14 protein-coding genes are annotated in these 16,219 nt (G+C 52.2%); 8 read left to right on the forward strand and 6 right to left on the reverse strand.

Going from position 1 to position 16,219, the window contains the following annotated elements; genetic code table 11:
• Positions 1 to 66 precede the first annotated feature (66 nt).
• From FHS30_RS00265 to FHS30_RS00280, 4 genes are read left to right on the forward strand one after another with little or no spacing between them, the layout of a single operon-like run.
• A complete protein-coding gene (locus FHS30_RS00265; protein WP_183907227.1) occupies positions 67 to 1,713 on the forward strand; it encodes a di-heme-cytochrome C peroxidase in 1,647 nt (548 codons plus the stop codon).
• Positions 1,714 to 1,752: 39 nt separating this feature from the next.
• Complete coding sequence (locus FHS30_RS00270) at positions 1,753 to 4,032, forward strand: di-heme-cytochrome C peroxidase (protein WP_246341099.1); 2,280 nt, start codon at positions 1,753 to 1,755, stop codon at positions 4,030 to 4,032.
• Positions 4,032 to 5,978, forward strand: coding sequence for a patatin-like phospholipase family protein (locus FHS30_RS00275; protein ID WP_183907228.1), 1,947 nt, complete (start codon positions 4,032 to 4,034; stop codon positions 5,976 to 5,978). Before FHS30_RS00270 ends, FHS30_RS00275 begins: the two co-directional genes overlap by 1 nt.
• A 36-nt stretch (positions 5,979 to 6,014) precedes the next feature.
• Complete coding sequence (locus FHS30_RS00280) at positions 6,015 to 6,335, forward strand: hypothetical protein (protein WP_183907229.1); 321 nt, start codon at positions 6,015 to 6,017, stop codon at positions 6,333 to 6,335.
• 72 nt (positions 6,336 to 6,407) lie between these two features.
• Here the strand turns inward: FHS30_RS00280 and FHS30_RS00285 are convergent, their stop codons facing one another.
• The gene (locus FHS30_RS00285; RefSeq protein WP_183907230.1) at positions 6,408 to 6,875 is read right to left on the reverse strand and encodes an OsmC family protein; all 468 of its coding nucleotides are present in this window, start codon (positions 6,873 to 6,875) and stop codon (positions 6,408 to 6,410) included.
• A gap of 233 nt (positions 6,876 to 7,108) precedes the next feature.
• Complete coding sequence (locus FHS30_RS00290) at positions 7,109 to 7,585, reverse strand: GNAT family N-acetyltransferase (protein ID WP_183907231.1); 477 nt, start codon at positions 7,583 to 7,585, stop codon at positions 7,109 to 7,111.
• Between the two features lie 139 nt (positions 7,586 to 7,724).
• On the opposite strand from FHS30_RS00290, the gene FHS30_RS00295 reads away from it, so the two are divergent.
• Positions 7,725 to 8,714 carry a transposase gene (locus FHS30_RS00295; RefSeq protein WP_183907232.1) on the forward strand — a complete coding sequence of 330 codons (990 nt, stop codon included), beginning with the start codon at positions 7,725 to 7,727 and terminating at the stop codon, positions 8,712 to 8,714.
• Positions 8,715 to 9,150: 436 nt separating this feature from the next.
• Here the strand turns inward: FHS30_RS00295 and FHS30_RS17425 are convergent, their stop codons facing one another.
• The 3 genes from FHS30_RS17425 to FHS30_RS00310 all read right to left on the reverse strand — a co-directional run bounded on the left by FHS30_RS17425 (position 9,151) and on the right by FHS30_RS00310 (position 11,886).
• Positions 9,151 to 9,582: a DUF3592 domain-containing protein gene (locus tag FHS30_RS17425; protein ID WP_183907233.1), complete on the reverse strand. Its 432-nt coding sequence runs from the start codon at positions 9,580 to 9,582 to the stop codon at positions 9,151 to 9,153.
• A gap of 974 nt (positions 9,583 to 10,556) precedes the next feature.
• A complete protein-coding gene (locus FHS30_RS00305; RefSeq protein WP_183907234.1) occupies positions 10,557 to 10,853 on the reverse strand; it encodes a hypothetical protein in 297 nt (98 codons plus the stop codon).
• A 499-nt stretch (positions 10,854 to 11,352) separates the two neighbouring features.
• The gene (locus FHS30_RS00310; protein ID WP_183907235.1) at positions 11,353 to 11,886 is read right to left on the reverse strand and encodes a hypothetical protein; all 534 of its coding nucleotides are present in this window, start codon (positions 11,884 to 11,886) and stop codon (positions 11,353 to 11,355) included.
• 648 nt (positions 11,887 to 12,534) lie between these two features.
• On the opposite strand from FHS30_RS00310, the gene FHS30_RS00315 reads away from it, so the two are divergent.
• The 3 genes from FHS30_RS00315 (at position 12,535) to FHS30_RS00325 (ending at position 14,591) form a co-directional block, all read left to right on the forward strand.
• Positions 12,535 to 13,455 (forward strand): cation diffusion facilitator family transporter, encoded by a 921-nt coding sequence (locus tag FHS30_RS00315; protein WP_183907236.1) that lies wholly within the window; start codon positions 12,535 to 12,537, stop codon positions 13,453 to 13,455.
• Positions 13,456 to 13,594: 139 nt separating this feature from the next.
• The gene (locus FHS30_RS00320; RefSeq protein WP_183907237.1) at positions 13,595 to 13,912 is read left to right on the forward strand and encodes a hypothetical protein; all 318 of its coding nucleotides are present in this window, start codon (positions 13,595 to 13,597) and stop codon (positions 13,910 to 13,912) included.
• A gap of 169 nt (positions 13,913 to 14,081) precedes the next feature.
• The gene (locus tag FHS30_RS00325) at positions 14,082 to 14,591 is read left to right on the forward strand and encodes a hypothetical protein (RefSeq protein WP_183907238.1); all 510 of its coding nucleotides are present in this window, start codon (positions 14,082 to 14,084) and stop codon (positions 14,589 to 14,591) included.
• Between the two features lie 308 nt (positions 14,592 to 14,899).
• Here FHS30_RS00325 and FHS30_RS17250 read toward each other — a convergent pair whose 3' ends face one another.
• Positions 14,900 to 16,174 (reverse strand): TonB family protein, encoded by a 1,275-nt coding sequence (locus FHS30_RS17250; protein ID WP_183907239.1) that lies wholly within the window; start codon positions 16,172 to 16,174, stop codon positions 14,900 to 14,902.
• Between the last annotated feature and the right edge of the window lie 45 nt (positions 16,175 to 16,219).

The raw sequence follows: 16,219 nt of genomic DNA on the forward strand, positions 1-16,219 counted from the left end.
CACGCAATCACTCGCCAAATATGGTAAAAAACGCGCTGGATAAAAAACACAATAAGGACTTCTTCCGTGACGACACCTTCTTGGGGATCACTCGGCCTGTGCGCGGCCGTGGCGACCGCTGGGCTCACCGCCTGTGACCAAACACCCACCAGCCAACACCATTCAACGCCCAGTGGCCTAGTGTTGCTGGATCAAAATTGGGACGACGCCACTCGCAACAAGGCGTGGTTTACGTCCTTCGGTTCGCGGGTCATGCCCCAGAGTTGGTTCCTCGCACTCGAGCAACCCAATGCGCGCACTGCGTTTAACAACCCAGCCTATCTAGAGTCCTTCGGCTTTGCGGTGCCGGGCGCCAGCGCAACCAATCCCGACAACCTGCCCATTGGACTCACCGTCAGCAAGCCACGGGACGGCCACGCGTGGTTGGGCCTTGGCTGTTCAGGTTGCCACTCGGGGCAAGTATTTTATGGCGACCAACGCATTCACATCGACGGCGGCGCCGCGCTACTCGACTTCCAAGCCTTTGAGCAGGCCGCCATCGACGCGCTCACTAGCACCCTTGAGGACGCCGAAAAATTTGCGCGCTTTAGCGACAAAATTCAGCCCTCCAAACCCGATGCACTGCGCGCGGCAATGCGCGAATGGGTTGCCAGCCTCACCGAGCGCCAACACACCAATCGCACCGACAGCCACTACGGCTACGGTCGGCTCGATGCGTTCGGCCAAATTTTTAACGCGGTGGCGGTAGAGTTTTTAGGCATTCCCGACAATCGTCGCGAACCCAATGCGCCCGTGAGCTACCCCGTGCTCTGGGATGCCTCGCACCTCGATCTGGTGCAGTGGAACGCCTCGGCGCCCAACGCCGGCCCCGGCCCACTGATTCAAAATGCCACCACGGCGCTGGCCGTGTTTGGTCACTTGAATATTCACGATAATGACTTCGGCCTTGGCTACAAATCCACCGTTGAAATCGACAACCTCGGTGCCATACAAGACCAATGGTATCAATTGACTTCACCCCAGTGGCCCGAAGCCATTCTGGGTTCACTCGATCAGCAACTGATTGCACAGGGTGCCGATATCTATCAGCGCGAGTGCGTGCAGTGCCACGAGCTCTCCAACCGCAATGACCCCAAGCGCATATTAAAGAGCACCCCCGTCGACGTGGCCAGCATCGGCACCGACCCCACCATGGCGCACAATTTCACGGGCGCTCACGCCAAGTCCGGCGCATTCGCCGGCAAGAAAATTCTGTTCGCTGCCGGCCCCGTCATTGGAGAAACCGCGCCCACAATCCAGCTGGTGGCCCACGCGGCCGTCGGTGCACTGCTCGACCACCCACTCGCAGCGACTTGGCAGGCGGCGCTCAGCATGCACCAAGTCGACAAGGCCCCACTCAGCACCGATCCGCATTATTACAAGGCGCGCCCCCTGTCGGGCATCTGGTCTTCCGCGCCCTATTTACACAACGGCTCGGTACCCACGCTGGACGCCATGCTCACCCAACCCGCGCAGCGCCCCACAGAATTTTTCGTGGGCAAAGTGGAATTCGATCCCACGGCAGTGGGCCTCAGCAACAACCTTCTCGATGAATCGCAAGCGCACCGGTTTGAAACCCGCCTGCTTGGCAATAGTAATGCCGGCCACACCTATGGCGTGCAACTCAGTACCGACGCCAAGCGCGCGCTCATCGAATATTTAAAAACACTGTAAGCCACGCTGGCTCCCAACATTCAGATAAGGATAAAAAGCATGACACACTGGATTAAAACATTGGCGAGCCAGCGCTGGTTGCGCTGGTTGGTGGGCACTGCAGTCACCTTTGTGGCGGTAGTAGTCATGGCGTTTGTGTACTTTGTTGAAACATCAAAGTCGCTGCAGCCGCAGGAGGAAGTCACCGATAAAACCGTGTACCTCACACAACACTGGTCCGACGCCGAGCGCGACATCTACTACTACACCCCGCAGGGCACCTCCGTGCCCCAGGGGGCCAATCTTGGCGCCCTGCGCTACAGCTGGTTTATCAATTTGGAAATGCCATTGTCCACTGAGCGCTTTGCCGCGCCCTCGAACATGCGCCGGTTTAAATTTTTGGTAGACCCCGAAGCGTCAACGGCCAACCCCGATCATCTGCCCGTGGGTTTTACCAAACATTTCAACACTGATATTGGCGAAGACGTACTCGACATTACCTGTGCCGCTTGTCACACCGGCGAGCTGCACTACCAAAAGGGCGACACCAACTACGCCGTGCGCGTGGACGGCGGCCAAGCCATGCACGCCTTTACCGATCTCAATCGCGGCACCTTTGGCCCCACGTTGATAACCGCGTTAATAGAAACCTGGGCCAACCCAGTTAAATTTAATCGCTTCGCCGACAAGGTGTTGGCCGACGGCGGCGACCGCGCTGCGCTGAAAACCCAACTGGGGCAATCGCTGAAAGCGTTCGTGGGCATTAAGCAAAACAACCCGCTCAAACACCTCTACCCCACGCGCGAGGGCTATGGTCGCACCGATGCGCTGGGCCGCATCGCCAACACCTTGTTTGGCGATCACTTGATAGAGTCCAACATGCAAGTGGGCGACGCGCCCGTAAGCTATCCCTACTTGTGGAATATTTGGAAATTTAACTGGGTGCAATACAACGGCTCAGTGGCGCAGCCGCTGGCGCGCAACATCGGCGAAGCGCTGGGTGTGGGCGCGGTGATTCCATTGATTACCCCAGAGGGCGCACCACTGCCCGCGCACCAACGCTTCCGCAGCTCCGTGCGCATTCCCGATATTGAAAAAATTGAACACACCCTGCAAACGCTGCAAGAGCCTGCGTGGCCCACCGAAATTTTCGGTGCGGTCAATGAAGCACTCGCCGCCGACGGCAAAGCGCTGTTTGAAAACCACTGCGTGGAATGCCACGGCCCGCATCCAGCCAGCGCTGCGCGCATGCACGCCGAAGCGCCGCTCAAAACCAGCACCGATGATCAATGGTTAATTGAAGTGATCGATCTCGATCACATCGGCACGGATCCCAACGCCGCCGAAGGCTTTATTAACAAAACCTACGACCTAACGCCGGCCGGTATCGACAAAGCAACCATCGGCGCCGTGCTCACGCCACTGTTCGATAAACAGTTGGCGCGCGACATACTGGCCCGCCTCCAAACCCTGGCGGCCAAACAGCAGGCAGACGGCAATAACGATTCCATTTTCGCAACGCTCGCCGCCAACTATCCCGACCCCGATCAATTGGCGCTCGATGGTTTTAACGCGGCACCCTTCGACGCTATTCGCACCGCGCTCACCGAAAATAATTTTCTGCCCAGTAAAAAAGTGAACGCCGATTACCAACCCTACCGCCAACTGGGCTGCAACACCCAGTGTCAAATTAATGCGCTCTGGTGGAACTTGGATTACGGTCAAGCCGCGGTGGCGAAAAAGCTCGACGCGCTCGACCCGACTGCCCTCACGGAAGGCGTTGGGTTAAACATCGTGGGCCTGCTGATCAAGGCGCGCTACTACGAAGACAACCAGTTGAGCCACGAACAAATTCAATGTTTAGAAGGATTCGGCACACTCGACTTACCGCAACAAATCGCCGGTTACAAGCCGCGTCCGCTGGCCGGTGTGTGGGCCACGCCGCCGTTCCTGCACAACGGCTCGGTGCCCAACATTTATCAAATGCTGATGCCGCCGGCTGAGCGCGACAAGCGCTTTTTTGTGGGCCGTCGCGATTACGACCCAGCGCACTTAGGCTATATCACCACGCCCGCAGCGGGGCGCGAGCACGATGGCATGTGGTTCGACACCGGCATTACCGGCAACCACAATACCGGCCACGGTTTCAGCGCATCACCAGAACAGTGGGCCGCTTACAAGGCCGACTACAAAGCCAACCCGCTGCCCAAAGGTATCATTGGCCCCGAGCTGAGCCACGAGCAACGCATGGCGCTCATCGAATACCTGAAAGTGCACCGCGATAACCCGGAGGGCTATCAATTCACGCCCGGTAGCAGCTGCCTGGCGAGCTACCCATAATGGCTAGCACTGAAAACTTTGATCAGGTTAACGCCGCCGAACAGCACTGGATTGCCAAGCGCCGGAAAAATGCCGGCGTCGCGCTCGACAAACCCGCCCTGGGGCTGGCGTTTTCTGGCGGTGGCATTCGCTCTGCGTGCTTTCACTTGGGCGTGTTACAAGCGCTGCAAGCCGCCAACAAACTGCGCGAGGTAGATTATTTATCCAGCGTCTCGGGTGGCGGCTACATCGGCGCTTGCTTTCAATGGTTAAAACACCACGCCACCTCCGCAGACGACGCGCCGTTGTTCAACCAAACGGCCGGCAAGGGCAGCGTGCTCGACTGGTTGCGCGCGCACGGCAAATTTTTAATCGATGGCAAATCCGTTACCGGTGTTACCTTGCTATCGGCGCTGCTGGCCAGCACGCTGTTTAACTTATTGGTGGTGGTGCCATTGTTACTCGGCGCCGTGTGGCTCGCGGGCTTGCCCCACGCCACCTTTAGCTGGCCCAGCCACTGGCATCTACCGGGCGCTGAAATCATCGAGGGTCACGCGGGTTATCTACTGGCGCTTTGGTTGTCGGTTTGCAGTTTTGGCCTGTTTTTATTGAGTATCCCCACCATGGCACTGTGGCGTCAGCACAACCGCCACCATAGTTTTCGCGCGCGCCGCCGCATGGGCCAGTTGTTAACCTTCAGTTTAGTCACAGGGCTCATTGGACTATTACCCGTCGCCGCACAATTGGGTGACGCCATTGTCGGTGCGGCAGAGGCCGAGGCACTGGACGTTTGGACCGACCACTTAAATTACGCCGTGCCATTTTTAAGTGGTGTCGCCGCCTTGAGTCGCGTGAAAGCGCGGCCACAATTTGCGATGTTTGGCCTCACCTTGTTGCTATTTGGCCTGGCCGCTGCCGCCTATCACTGGGTGTTTGACGCCGGCATCATCGACACCCTGGGCTATAAAATTTCCCTCGCCGTGTCGATCATCTTATTGGGGCTGGCATCCATCAATCGCACCTCCATGCACAGCTACTACTTAGCGCAGCTGTGCAACGCCTTTTTTGCGCCCGTCGCTGGCGTACCCGAGCGCCAAAATGACACCTTGCTGGCCACTATTTCCCCCTCCACCGGCGCGCCACTGCCGCTAATCAACACCACCCTCGGCACGCGCAATTCACCGCAATCGCTGTGGCGCGCGCGCCTAGGGGCCAGTTTCACACTGAGTCCCTTGTACTGCGGCGCGCCGGCCACGGGCTTTGCGCCCACCAGCGCCTTTCAGTATGGCCGCTTGACGCTGGGCGAGGCCATGGCCACCTCCGGTGCCGCCGTTGACCCGGATACCGCGCAATCAGCCAACCGCAGTCTCAGCTTTTTGATGGCACTGCTGAATTTACGGCTCGGCTTTTGGGTGCGAGCACCGCGCGCGCCGCGCAACCATTGGACGCGCATGCCCTATTGGCTGATCGGCCGTGAAATGTTCGGCTGTGGCTTGGGCGAGCAGTATCAAAATCTACACCTCAGTGACGGTGGCCACTTTGAAAATTTGGGTGTGTATGAATTGCTCCGGCGCGAGGTACCACTCATTATTTCTGGCGACGCCGGCGCCGACCCGCACACTAGCCTGTCGGACTTAGGGCTGCTTATTCAGCGCGCAGAAGCTGATTTCAACTGCCAAATCAGCATCGATGTAGAGCCCCTGTTGCGCGCCGAAGATGGCCTCCACGACGCCTGCTTTGCCACCGGTCAGATTCACTACGCCTCAGGCAAAACTGGCACATTGCTGTTCGTGAAAACGCTGCTTACCCTGCACAGCAGCGCCCAGGTGCGAGCCTTCGCCAATATTGATCGGAGCTTTCCCAACGACAGCACTGACAATCAGTTTTACAACGAACAGCACTTCGATGCCTATCGTAGACTCGGCTTTGAAAACATGCAGTCGGCGCTGGCAGCTTTGGCCAAGTAGGCATAAGCTTTCAGCCACCCACCAAAGGAGACGCCCATGAAAACCGTTATTTTTGCCATCACCCTGCTCACCGCCACCGGCGCGCTGGCCAATTCCTACGTCTGCACCCACGGCGGCATGGAGCGCAGCATTACCGTGGTCTATCACGAACCCGGCCAGGCCGTTCCCTGTGAAGTGCAGTACACCAAACAAGGCGAGAGCCAAACCCTCTGGCGCGCCGACAACGAGGGCGGTTACTGCGAAGCCCAAGCTAGCGCCTTCGCCGAAAAGCAAGCCGGTTGGGGCTGGGAGTGCCAGCAGGCAAGCGCAGAACCTCAAGCGCCCATTGAGCCCGCTGAAGGGGCCGACGGCCAATAGCGCGACCGTGCGATCATAAGCCATAAAAAATGCCACCCAACGGTGGCATTTTTTATGGGAGGCGCTGCCTTACTAAAACACCGGCTCCGTACTTACTTCCGAGCGCACGGAATTGGCAATAAAACACTGTGCATGGGCTAGGTGGTGCATCTTTTCAATGGCCGCGCGATCCGGCTGGCGCTCACCACTGAACACCACTTCCGGGCGCAACACCACGCTAGACATCCACAGCCGCCCATCCTCGCCCGCGGTCATGCTTCCCACGGCGTCGTCCACATAGCGATCCACGCAATAGCGTCGCTTGGCGGCAATGGATAAAAAAAACAGCATGTGGCAGCTCGACAGCGACGCCACAAACGCCTCCTCGGGATCGACATTCTCCGCCACTGAATGCGGCAACGGCACGATGTTTGGTGAGGCCGACGCCGGCACCGTCACGCCCCCATCAAACTGCCATTGGTGGCCGCGACTGTAACTATTATCAACAAACACTTCATGGGCTTGGCGCGCCCAATGAACCTTAGCGAAATAATCTGACATGGCGCCTCCTTACGCGGGCCTGAAATAACACCACCATATTTGGAACGAATGTCCGCTTGATAAACATCCCAGCGGCGAAATATAAAACCCCTACCCAAAACGCTTACCCGCTCGTGATCGATCAAGCTTTGACAGTGGCATTTTCAAAGATCGATAAAGTAAACAATATTGTCGCGATCAATACCATGCTCAAAACCATGCGAAGTACCGTGTGTTAACGCATGGGTTTGTCATCAAACATGCTTCTCCATATAGTAGAAGCGCTCATCCTCATTGACAGTTGCAAACCCCTCTCTTATATAGAGTCTGCTTGCAGGGCTCACTTTAAATACCTTTAAGGCAAGCAAATTAGCGCCACCCTGTGCTGCTAGCTTGCAGACATGAGCGATAGCTTTGGCGCCAATACCGTTATTCTGTCGCACCGCACATACCTGAAGATCTCGAAGATAACAGCACTTGCTATCGAAGAAAATTCTTATCGCGCCGACAATCTGATCGCCATCCACAATATCCCAATTTTCTAAATGCGATATCTGCTCGTATACCTTTACGTCATCCCATTCCGGCGCGTATTTCTCGTAGTACATTTGCATATTGTGATAGGTAAGTTTCGCAGATGCCTGCAAATTCCTACACGGTAGATAGGTGATCACCAAACCCTCCCGGCTCCAATTCTGAGCGATTCCAAATCCACTTTCTTGCTGGGACATCCATCATAAGCACTTTTTTACTGGGACATCCATCATAAGCGATTATCATTAACCCGCAAGATAGAAACCATACTAATAGACCGTGGGCGACACGCCGTTTGTTCGCTATAAATGCACTTCAACAAGCCGGAGATCAAGGATGACAAAACCGCGCAAACAACTGATAGATGCAACCACAACACCCTATTACCATATCGTCTCGCGTTGTGTACGCAGAAGCTTTCTATGCGGCATAGATTCTCAAGGCAATAATTTTGAACACAGGAGGCAATGGATAGAAGACAAAATTCTCGCCTTGCCGCAGATCTTTGCAATTCATGTATGTGCCTATGCCGTCATGTCCAATCACTACCACCTAGTTCTAGAGATCGATGCCGCGCAATCTGATGCTTGGACAACGGAAGAAGTGATTCAGCGCTGGCACATGATTTTCAAAGGAAACCTATTTAGTCAACGCCACATCAAAGGAGAATCACTAACACAGGCCGAACGCGATGTATTGAATACCTGTGTAGACGTGTGGCGCAACCGACTTGCGGATATCAGCTGGTTTATGCGCCAGATAAATGAAGCTATAGCGCGTGAGGCAAATCATGAGGATCAATGCACCGGCCGTTTCTGGGAAGGCCGTTTCAAATCCCAAGCACTGCTAGATGAAAAAGCGTTAGCCGCCTGCATGGCCTATGTAGACTTAAATCCCATCAGAGCGAAAATGGCAAAGACACCGGAGCAGTCAGATTACACTAGCGCGAAACAGCGCATCACTAAAGCCAAACGCGCCCACAGCCCCAATCATCACCAGCAACAGCCAAAATCACTCAGACCCTTTGTGGGAAACCCCAGACAGGATATGCCCGCCGGATTACCTTTTCGATTAACCGATTATCTGGAACTTCTGGATTGGACAGGCAAGCAAATACGCGCAAACAAACGGGGAGCTATCGACGCAGAACTACCTCCAATTTTGGAGCGGCTCAACATAGACCAGAAGCATTGGATCTATAGTGCTACACAGTTTGAAAGTCGGTTTAAGGGATTGGTTGGCGGGGTCTATAAGCTGAAGCAAGTATGTCATAAATTGGGGTATCAGCGAATCCCGGGGCTCAGTAATTGCCGATTGCTTAGCTGAAGCGGACACAATCTCTACTCAATGTTATTCCTACCGATCACGGGGCTTCGTGACGTCCTGAGATTGCCCTTTTAGCAATTCAAGTTCCTTTGCGCGTTCAAAACAGCTGTTTACTGAAGTGGATGCAAGCTATGCGTCCATTTTTCAATGAATTTGAAGAATGATTTTTAAACGTGGCTGTCCTTTTTATTCAACCCTGCGAGCAAACTACTGGCACCAAGAAAGGAACTGCGTTGGTGATACAGCACATTCCTTGATGCTGGCATGCCGATTAGTTGCACGCGCTAGAATTCAAATCCCTTACTTACCTACCGTAAAAAAGGTAAGGCTCAATAACGCCGCGGTAAGCTGTGGCTATGTAGTTGATTGTGTTGTGGCAGCGTAGCGCCCGCCACATAAACAAGCGACGGAATGGCTGTCAGGCTTGACCGCTTTGTTAGCTCTTGAACGCAATAGCGAAAAAGACACAAAAAAACACTAAGAACCATAAAATGTTACCCTCATAGCCTCTATGCAGTACGGATTGATTTGGGCGGTTAGGGTTAACATAAATATTGACGTCTCTGCCTTTAACAACGCCACGAAGCAGGTCGTTTGAACTGCGATAGTTTGTAGACCATAAATCTCCGTATTTAACCTTATTACCTATATACGAAGCACCCATATATCTATACTGATACTTTATCTTCGGACTAGATTCTTCGGTTCCTTCGTCGGTTCGTGTTTCGATCTTTACTTCGATTACTTTAGCTGGGTGGCTCTTCCAGCTTTTGGATGATTTTCCCAACAGGATTTGATATACCTCGTATAAGAAAATACTTATCGAAAGTATCCAAAACAGTATTTTTCCGTGTATTCCTAAGTCCATAATTCTAATGTAGAGCTAACGCCCGGTTTAGGCGCGGCTGGAGCGAAGCGTAAGCCGTCGCAGCCGCACGTCTTTTGTGCGGCGAACCTACAACCGCTTGTTATATTTTCTTAATTCATTGCGAGTATATCTAGTACCGCACCCTTTACAGGTAATTTGCATGCAATAGTAGTAACCCACTACAACTGACGTCACCACCACCAAAACACTTAATATAAGCGCGTTACCAAAATCACATATAGAAAAAATTGCAGCCAGAATTCCCGCAACAATCCAAATCAACAATTCAAATGTGACATAGGCACCAATGGATCCTGCTACTGAAACTGGTTCATCTCCGATGCCGGATTGACATTTAGGGCATGTTTGACTCATCGCGGCAGCTCATCGCTCAAAAAATATAACGCCGGTGGCAAGGGCGAGCGAAAGCGAGTCCTGCGGCGATAGCCGCGAATTGGCCACCCTTGTTAGTTTTGATCAACATGTATAAGGCCGCTTTGTCTACACATAAAAGGACCATCCTTTGCCGCGATTCCACATGCTAGTGAGCTATAAGATGAATTTGGCAAGAACTCTATGACACATTCAATCGATAGAACCTTTACATGTCCGAAGCCAAATGTGTTACCTCTGTCTTTGATATAAAGAATCGCACCATCTTTAATAGCATCTGGTAGCCCTGGATAGTCTCTATATTCAGCATTAGGGCTCTCCAAATGCTGGTAATACTCAACCAATTCATCAAACATCAATCTAAGTGAATCCGCAATCTTATCAGGACTACCATTGCATTTGGATGGTTCACTTGCAGTGACCGTACAGTTGAAAGACAGCGTAAGGACCAGAATAAGAATCGAAAATATCTTCATAAAAAACTAACGCCGCAATAAGCTGCCGGAGCAAAATGGCGTTTTTTTGCCCCGCAAAAAAAGTGACAGTTTGCGGAGGTCCGCTTGATTGCTTGGTTATGTGGTTTATACATGTGGCCTAAAAATACTGAAATGAACCAATAAGACCGAAAGCCAACCAACAAAGACAACGGCATTAATACCAAAAGCAATTAAAGCTTGCTTTGGCGAGGGTAAGTTCGAAGCGAAATAAGCCATACCTAGAAAAACCGCCCAAGCCAGAACTACAAGAAATGGCAAGTAAGATATTGCTAGGAATAGCTGATTCAGGCGAAGGCTTAGCTCTGGCCCAGTTTGCACAATAGCTATAAATGAAACCAGATAAGAAAGGCCTGATAAAGCAATGAATTTACGGATACTCACCTTCCTTATTTCACATAACGCCCGCAACAAACGCGAGCGTAGCGAGTCGAGGGCGACAGCCCGTTTTGGTTGCGTTTGTTATGAGCCATTAACTATTTCTGCTATACCGAGTAAAGTAGCCAAAACAGCTAGCAAAGAATATAAATATATCGATACTTTAAACATTATTGGATCGGATTTCTTAGTATATGTTCCAGCCGACCATAGATAGATTTCTCCATTTATTGCCCCACTCAAAATATAGACAAGAAAATATATCGAACCAAAAACTGCCCAGGAAGCAAGGACTTTGTCGGTGGGGGAGCCGTCGTTAAAGACAATAGATATAATCACACCAACAACAAGTGACGCAACGAAAACAAACGGTGCGATCCTTAGCAATCTAAAAACTAAATGATTGCGCATACTTCCCCCAGCGCTCCAGCTCATAACGCCGACAGCAGGGGCAAAAGCCAGAGCGAAGCGGCGGTTTTTGTCCCTCTGGCTGGCCTTGTTACATTCAGTTGCAGTGCTTGCGTAGGAAATTTGAACCCACAGCCCACACCACCTCGCTTTGCCTCATATGGCCAGTATGAACTCTCAAATTTTCCGTTGCATACTCACCATTATTCAGCTTTTTAGCATCGAACCCAAAGATTAAATTGTCTTTTACGGTACCTAGCTGCTCACGTAGCTTAGATACTGAGTCCAAAAAATTAGCATACCGGACTTTTGAATCTAAAACTTGGCCAAAATTAATAGCGTTGTCTATTAAGCACTCAGGTCGATAGCGTATATGTAGCACTACATTTTTTGGAGGATCAGGCTCCGGCAACCAAGATAGTCCGTGATTTATGAACTCAAATCTATAGTGATCTTTCTCTAATTCTTCAAACGAAATAGGAGTGACATTGATAAAAAGAATACTCGCCAGTGCGCTGCTGGATACAAGGCTTGCGATTATGGCGAGTAATATCTTCATAGAATGTAACGCCGCAAACAGGGGCGCGCGTTTAGCGCGTCCCTGCTGCTTTGCCTTGTTAAGGTGCGACACGACCAGCCTCTTTGAAACACGTTGCGAAGCGGTAGCGAAGCCACACCTTGATTATTTTTACCGCAAGAATGCCACAACTTGCACTACTGCGGAACCATAAAGGTAAACCGAAAGATGCTACAATCTTGCTGCACCTACGGACCATATTTTGGCACGGGGAGAAACTGCGATTTTGACGCGGCACACTTCCTGATACCGGATACTTCGATTTTACTACCGATATTTATCTTGGCAGCTATCTCATAAAGCAGAGCACTTTAACAGCCTTATTCAATGCCTCGAAGGCGTAATATATTACGCCTTCGAGGCACATATCCAGAGCTGGACTTTCGCACCAGACCAAACTCCCGTTAATTTTCAATAACTTACCACATTTGATTTCGTAGGGCGTAAAATAATGCGCCTCCGAGACATATATCACGCGAGCGGCCTTTCCGCCCCTTACGCACTGGCTACAGTCGTGCAATCCACTCACCACCAATGAAACGGATCACTCACTCATAGGGCTGCCTATACCCCGTACTTTTCTAGCCTGACTAATACCCAAGCTCCCCAACACCTAATCCCGTTGGGGCAGTGCTCAGTCGCGCACAACCGACTAGACTGGTGTCAGTAGAGGTCGGACTATCACAACATCGGGAGCGGGTTATGCAGAAAGAAAAACGCATGCGCAAGGAGCAAAAGGCACTGCGCATATCGCTCGTGGGCGTGGTGTTTTTTGTGGTGCTCGCGCTCGGTTTTGCGATTTTCACCAAGTCGGATGCGATCTTATTCGACGGTATCTATTCACTGATCTCTTTCGCCACGGCACTGCTGACCATGCGTGTGGCGAAGCTCGCAGAGCGGCCGGACGACGATCAATTTCATTTTGGCTACACCACCCTTGAACCCACGCTGAACTTATTCAAATCCCTGATTACCATCGTGGTGTGTGTATACGCCGCCGTTGAGGCTACCCAGCGACTGCTGGCCGGCGGCACCGAGGCGGCTTACGGCTGGGCAGTGGTGTATGGTTGCCTAGCCACGAGCGGCTGCTTTGTGGTGGCGTTGCTGTTGCGTAAATACGGGCGTGATTGCCGCTCGGACCTGGTGAATGTGGAATCCAAGGCTTGGTTTGTTGATAGTCTGCTAAGCGCCTCTGTGTTGCTCGGGTTTTTGTTTGCCTGGGGCCTTACCAAAACTGAATACGCCCACTGGGCGCCTTACGTAGACCCGATCTTATTGATCGGTATTATCCTGTTGGCACTGCCCATCCCTGGGCGCATTTTTTTGGACAGCCTGCGAGAAATTATAGTGATGGCACCGCCTGAATCGGTGGTGGATGAAATTGGCGAGCGGCTGCGCCCCACCTTGGCGGTCGTGCCCCACGAGCTCATTGAATACCGCGTGAACAAGCGTGGGCGCAATACCTACTTGCTGGTGCATGTGCTTGTGGCGGCAGATTTTAAGCTGCAATCCATAGAGGCCCTCGATGATATTCGGCGTGAAAGCAGCCGGCAAATGAAGGCCTGGAACCCGGAGATTGTGATGGATGTACTGTTTGTACGGGATAAATCGCTGATTTACTAAAAGGGATTTGTTTTAATAGCGCCAATGTTTCGGCAGGGTATGCAAGCTACGCTAATCGTGATGAATTTGATTGCCGGTGAACGAAACCGGTAAACGCATTATTAACAATTTATAAAAGTTTTGTAAAAAAGTACACACCATGATCAAACACCTGATGATTGCAGGCATCTGCCTGGCCATGGCAAGCCCGATTGCCTACGGCAAAAAAGATAAAGACCAAAATGAGGCCCTGCCACCGGGCTTGCAAAAGAAAGTGAATCAAGGCAAGCCACTGCCACCAGGCTGGGAGAAAAAGCTCTCCCGTGGAGACAGGCTAAATGACGATATTTACGCCCGTGGCCGCGTGGTGGTCCCCATCGGCCGTGATGGCAGTGTCACCATTGAAGTGGATGGCCGCCTCATACGCCTGCACGAAAAAACCCGCGAGATTCTGGACATTCTAACGCCTCATCATTGAGTATTTGTAAGTTTAATGATTTGGCGGGGAGGGTTGATTCGGCCGGGCTTCCCCACGTCATCGCTTAGGTCGACGCTGCCAATCGTTAGTTTTACTCAGTTGATCTCATTTGCCTAGCGTATGTTAAGTTAGATCAATAGGATGCAAATTTATCAGGCTGGATTATCTAATGAAAAAGAAAGTGTTGGGGTTAGTCATAGTTGCGCTCAGTGTGCTAGCAGTGCAATCATCATTCGCGGATGATCAGTTATATTACATCGAAGGTGATGCGCCTGCAGGAACCAAGTTTAAGGTAAAGGAGCTGGTTTCTAGAATACCGCTTAACAAGGCTTACCATGCGTTAACCGAGCGCCAGCAGCAGATATTTAGAGAAAACTACGCAGGAATTCCTGATAGTCAAATACCTCCTTTCCCTTCGAAGGGGTTAGAGTCAATTTATTTACCCATTCTAGAAGCCCATCGAAGAATGCCGCGTGATGGTGAGATTTTTGCGATTGCCATAGTCGATGGTAAGGGGAGAACACGTAAAGTAGACGTGTATAAAGCGCCTAATCAAACGATTGCTCAAATAGTGTCGGCGGTGCTTTTTGAAACCAAATTTGATGCCGGCGTTTGTGACGGCAAGCCATGTGCTATGGAGTTTCCATTAGAAATGAAGCTTCAGGCGACCATCCGCTGATAGTAGTAGGCAGATAGCCCCCTAACCTGAAATGCATTGAATGTTTTTGTTGGTGACGGCTTTATTTAGGTCGCAGTTTACTGTGCAACTTTCCGGGAGCTTATCTTTGGGCACTAATGCGTTTTTATGGTGTTGTTGGTCTCTATAGATTCTGTCACTAACACATTCAGATCAGCAAAGATCTTACTCGATTGACGTAGAAATTCCTGCTTCCAAGTTCCGTTGGCCCGTTTAGCCAATGCAATCTAGTTGTAGCTATAAAAAGGCGAGCCTTGTGCTCGCCTTTTTATTGTCAATGGCCTGCAAGATTAGAGTGGCAAATCGTAGTAGAGCGTTGTTTCAAACTCGAACGGATCGGCCTCTAGCCCCGTGGGTGGCGGTGTAAACGGCTGGGCGTTGCCAACGGCTTCTAGCGCTTGCTCGTTGAACATGTTGTGCTTCGAGGGTTCTACGATATCTATTTTTAACAAAGTGCCGTTGCTATCGAGGGTAATGGCTAGGCGCACTGAGCCCTCGGCGCGACGTGTGAACGCCCGCTGGGGAATGTGTTTGTGGACGTTGATTTCACGATTTAGGCGCATCAAATAATCTTGCCGCAATAGCAGTCGAATGGCTTCTTGTTCTTCCGTTAGGGTCGGCTCGGGTTGCGCCTTGGCGACTGTGGGTGCCGGCTGAGGCTCGGGTTTGGGCTCGACTTTGGGTTGAGGCTTCGGTTGAGGCTTGGCTTGAGGCGTTTGTTTTGCCACAGGCGCGGGGGCCTTGGCTGCGACTTTTGGTTCCGCTTTGGCCGTCACTGTGGGTTCGGGCTTGGGTGCAGGTTTACTGACGGGCAGCGGAACTGGCTTGGCGACCGGCTTTGCCACAGGGGCGGCGACGACTTTCGGTTTGGGTTGCTCGGCTTTGGCTACCGGCGCTGGCGCAGGTTTGGCGGCAACGGCTTGCGGCGCATTTTGCTGGCGTATGGCCGCGGCGACTTGGGCGCGGCGGTCGGCGCTGGGGTTAGCCCCATCGTAGAGGGCGCGGATGTCGGCGTCGGCAGTTTCCTGGCCTAAAATCTCCCGCTTGAAGCGGCTGGAGATGGGCACTTGGCCAATCCAGGTAGAGAGCAGCATGCGGTAGTAATCTGGGGCTTCAAAGCTCGCCACTTGCTCGCCATTGAGGTGCATGGTGACTTTGCTATTGCCGTCAAAGTGAAATGCTAGGTGATCATTGGGCTGTAATTCCACCGGCAGTGCGCTGCGACTGCGGGAGATGAAGCTGGCGTTTTTGGCGAGCTTTTGGGCGTCAGTGTTGACCGCGATGGCATCGGCGAGCAATTTGAAAAAACGGCGGTTGTTGATGCGGTCGGAAATGATCCGGTACTCCATGGTGGAGGCGGGTGTTTTGCCGAGCAGCTCGCGCGCATCAGGTCTGTCTGGGGTTTCTAGGCGCGCGGCAAATTGGGGCTGATTAGACTGAATTAATGCGGAATATTGATTGTTTTGCGCGACCGCAGTGGTGGCGCCGCCTACTGCCGCTGCGGCTAATAGCAAGCGCAGTACTAACAATTGGTTGGCTTGCCAAAAACGGTTCAAATACTTCATTCAGTTGCCTTATGTTGCGAATTCAAGGGTGCCCCAGCGAGGCTT

Source organism: Simiduia aestuariiviva (assembly GCF_014192475.1).
GTDB classification, from domain to species: domain Bacteria; phylum Pseudomonadota; class Gammaproteobacteria; order Pseudomonadales; family Cellvibrionaceae; genus Simiduia; species Simiduia aestuariiviva.

Bases quoted from the DNA above. Each gene is read 5' to 3' on its own strand.
- FHS30_RS00270 (WP_246341099.1), top strand. From the start codon at position 1,753: ATGACACACTGGATTAAAACATTGGCGAGCCAGCGCTGGTTGCGCTGG.
- FHS30_RS00275 (WP_183907228.1), top strand. From the start codon at position 4,032: ATGGCTAGCACTGAAAACTTTGATCAGGTTAACGCCGCCGAACAGCAC.
- FHS30_RS00280 (WP_183907229.1), top strand. From the start codon at position 6,015: ATGAAAACCGTTATTTTTGCCATCACCCTGCTCACCGCCACCGGCGCG.
- FHS30_RS00285 (WP_183907230.1), bottom strand. From the start codon at position 6,875: ATGTCAGATTATTTCGCTAAGGTTCATTGGGCGCGCCAAGCCCATGAA.
- FHS30_RS00290 (WP_183907231.1), bottom strand. From the start codon at position 7,585: ATGTCCCAGCAAGAAAGTGGATTTGGAATCGCTCAGAATTGGAGCCGG.
- FHS30_RS00295 (WP_183907232.1), top strand. From the start codon at position 7,725: ATGACAAAACCGCGCAAACAACTGATAGATGCAACCACAACACCCTAT.
- FHS30_RS17425 (WP_183907233.1), bottom strand. From the start codon at position 9,582: ATGGACTTAGGAATACACGGAAAAATACTGTTTTGGATACTTTCGATA.
- FHS30_RS00315 (WP_183907236.1), top strand. From the start codon at position 12,535: ATGCAGAAAGAAAAACGCATGCGCAAGGAGCAAAAGGCACTGCGCATA.
- FHS30_RS00320 (WP_183907237.1), top strand. From the start codon at position 13,595: ATGATCAAACACCTGATGATTGCAGGCATCTGCCTGGCCATGGCAAGC.
- FHS30_RS00325 (WP_183907238.1), top strand. From the start codon at position 14,082: ATGAAAAAGAAAGTGTTGGGGTTAGTCATAGTTGCGCTCAGTGTGCTA.
- FHS30_RS17250 (WP_183907239.1), bottom strand. From the start codon at position 16,174: ATGAAGTATTTGAACCGTTTTTGGCAAGCCAACCAATTGTTAGTACTG.